2 rRNA genes are annotated in these 3,344 nt (G+C 51.4%); both read right to left on the bottom strand.

What is annotated here, in order from left to right:
* Positions 1 to 26: 26 nt before the first annotated feature.
* A 5S ribosomal RNA gene (rrf, locus tag HU729_RS25245) occupies positions 27 to 142 on the bottom strand.
* A gap of 133 nt (positions 143 to 275) precedes the next feature.
* Positions 276 to 3,168: ribosomal RNA gene (locus tag HU729_RS25240) — 23S ribosomal RNA — on the bottom strand.
* Between the last annotated feature and the right edge of the window lie 176 nt (positions 3,169 to 3,344).

Here is a 3,344-nt window from a genome sequence, read left to right as displayed (position 1 = left end):
CGCAGATAGGGGTTTTGCGAAATGAATCTTGACGATGACCTACTCTCACATGGGGAAACCCCACACTACCATCGGCGATGCATCGTTTCACTGCTGAGTTCGGGATGGGATCAGGTGGTTCCAATGCTCTATGGTCGTCAAGAAATTCGGTTGCCAGTGCGTCTTTGCAGACACGCCAGCCAATTCGGATATGTGATCTTTGTGAGTCGCTTCGAACTTTCGGTTCGTTTCGTCTTCACCACCGCAATCTGCACAGCAAATTGCTTGGGTGTTATATGGTCAAGCCTCACGGGCAATTAGTATTGGTTAGCTCAACGCCTCACAGCGCTTACACACCCAACCTATCAACGTCGTAGTCTTCGACGGCCCTTCAGGGGATTCAAGATCCCAGTGAGATCTCATCTTGAGGCAAGTTTCCCGCTTAGATGCTTTCAGCGGTTATCTCTTCCGAACATAGCTACCCGGCAATGCCACTGGCGTGACAACCGGAACACCAGAGGTTCGTCCACTCCGGTCCTCTCGTACTAGGAGCAGCCCCTCTCAAATCTCAAACGTCCACGGCAGATAGGGACCGAACTGTCTCACGACGTTCTAAACCCAGCTCGCGTACCACTTTAAATGGCGAACAGCCATACCCTTGGGACCGGCTTCAGCCCCAGGATGTGATGAGCCGACATCGAGGTGCCAAACACCGCCGTCGATATGAACTCTTGGGCGGTATCAGCCTGTTATCCCCGGAGTACCTTTTATCCGTTGAGCGATGGCCCTTCCATACAGAACCACCGGATCACTAAGACCTACTTTCGTACCTGCTCGACGTGTGTGTCTCGCAGTCAAGCGCGCTTTTGCCTTTATACTCTACGACCGATTTCCGACCGGTCTGAGCGCACCTTCGTACTCCTCCGTTACTCTTTGGGAGGAGACCGCCCCAGTCAAACTACCCACCATACACTGTCCTCGATCCGGATCACGGACCTGAGTTAGAACCTCAAGGTTGCCAGGGTGGTATTTCAAGGATGGCTCCATGAGAACTGGCGTCCCCACTTCAAAGCCTCCCACCTATCCTACACAAGCAAGCTCAAAGTCCAGTGCAAAGCTATAGTAAAGGTTCACGGGGTCTTTCCGTCTAGCCGCGGATACACTGCATCTTCACAGCGATTTCAATTTCACTGAGTCTCGGGTGGAGACAGCGCCGCCATCGTTACGCCATTCGTGCAGGTCGGAACTTACCCGACAAGGAATTTCGCTACCTTAGGACCGTTATAGTTACGGCCGCCGTTTACCGGGGCTTCGATCAAGAGCTTCGCTTGCGCTAACCCCATCAATTAACCTTCCGGCACCGGGCAGGCGTCACACCCTATACGTCCACTTTCGTGTTTGCAGAGTGCTGTGTTTTTAATAAACAGTCGCAGCGGCCTGGTATCTTCGACCGGCATGAGCTTACGGAGCAAGTCCTTCACCCTCGCCGGCGCACCTTCTCCCGAAGTTACGGTGCCATTTTGCCTAGTTCCTTCACCCGAGTTCTCTCAAGCGCCTTGGTATTCTCTACCTAACCACCTGTGTCGGTTTGGGGTACGGTTCCCAGTTATCTGAAGCTTAGGAGCTTTTCTTGGAAGCATGGTATCAACCACTTCGCACTCTAAAGAGCGCTCGTCATCAGCTCTCGGCCTTGAAATCCCGGATTTGCCTAAGATTTCAGCCTACCACCTTAAACCTGGACAACCAACGCCAGGCTGGCCTAACCTTCTCCGTCCCTCCATCGCAATAACTGGAAGTACAGGAATATTAACCTGTTTTCCATCGACTACGCTTTTCAGCCTCGCCTTAGGGACCGACTAACCCTGCGTCGATTAACGTTGCGCAGGAAACCTTGGTCTTTCGGCGTGCGAGTTTTTCACTCGCATTGTCGTTACTCATGTCAGCATTCGCACTTCTGATACCTCCAGCAAGCTTCTCAACTCACCTTCACAGGCTTACAGAACGCTCCTCTACCGCATCACCAGAGGTGATACCCGTAGCTTCGGTGCATGGTTTGAGCCCCGTTACATCTTCCGCGCAGGCCGACTCGACTAGTGAGCTATTACGCTTTCTTTAAAGGGTGGCTGCTTCTAAGCCAACCTCCTAGCTGTCTAAGCCTTCCCACATCGTTTCCCACTTAACCATGACTTTGGGACCTTAGCTGACGGTCTGGGTTGTTTCCCTTTTCACGACGGACGTTAGCACCCGCCGTGTGTCTCCCATGCTCGGCACTTGCTGGTATTCGGAGTTTGCATCGGTTTGGTAAGTCGGGATGACCCCCTAGCCGAAACAGTGCTCTACCCCCAGCAGTGATACATGAGGCGCTACCTAAATAGCTTTCGAGGAGAACCAGCTATCTCCGAGCTTGATTAGCCTTTCACTCCGATCCACAGGTCATCCGCTAACTTTTCAACGGTAGTCGGTTCGGTCCTCCAGTCAGTGTTACCTAACCTTCAACCTGCCCATGGATAGATCGCCCGGTTTCGGGTCTATACCCAGCGACTAAAGCGCCCTATTAAGACTCGCTTTCGCTACGCCTCCCCTATTCGGTTAAGCTCGCCACTGAATATAAGTCGCTGACCCATTATACAAAAGGTACGCAGTCACCTAACAAAGTAGGCTCCCACTGCTTGTACGCATACGGTTTCAGGTTCTATTTCACTCCCCTCTCCGGGGTTCTTTTCGCCTTTCCCTCACGGTACTGGTTCACTATCGGTCAGTCAGTAGTATTTAGCCTTGGAGGATGGTCCCCCCATGTTCAGACAAAGTTTCTCGTGCTCCGTCCTACTCGATTTCATTGAAAAGAGACTTTCGTGTACGGGGCTATCACCCACTATGGCCGCACTTTCCAGAGCGTTCCACTAATCTCAAATCAACTTAAGGGCTGGTCCCCGTTCGCTCGCCACTACTAAGGGAATCTCGGTTGATTTCTTTTCCTCAGGGTACTTAGATGTTTCAGTTCCCCTGGTTCGCCTCTTGCACCTATGTATTCAGTACAAGATACTCAGCTTGTGCTGAGTGGGTTCCCCCATTCAGAGATCTCTGGATCACAGTCTGTTTGCCGACTCCCCAAAGCTTATCGCAGGCTACCACGTCTTTCATCGCCTCTGACTGCCAAGGCATCCACCGTATGCGCTTCTTCACTTGACCATATAACCCCAAGCAATCTGGTTATACTGTGAAGACGACATTCGCCGAAAATTCGTGAGAACTCACAAATTTTACCTTAGCCTGAACTACCAGCAGTGAAACTGGCATTCAGTCTATTTCTATCACATATCCGAATTTTTAAAGAACGATCTGACAAAAGCCAGAAATCAACATTC

The organism is Pseudomonas sp. RW10S2, from assembly GCF_014268985.1.
In the GTDB taxonomy this organism is placed as follows: Bacteria; Pseudomonadota; Gammaproteobacteria; order Pseudomonadales; family Pseudomonadaceae; genus Aquipseudomonas; species Aquipseudomonas wayambapalatensis.
Note: the sequence above shows the minus strand (reverse complement) of the source record. Positions and strands in the feature narration are given on the sequence as shown.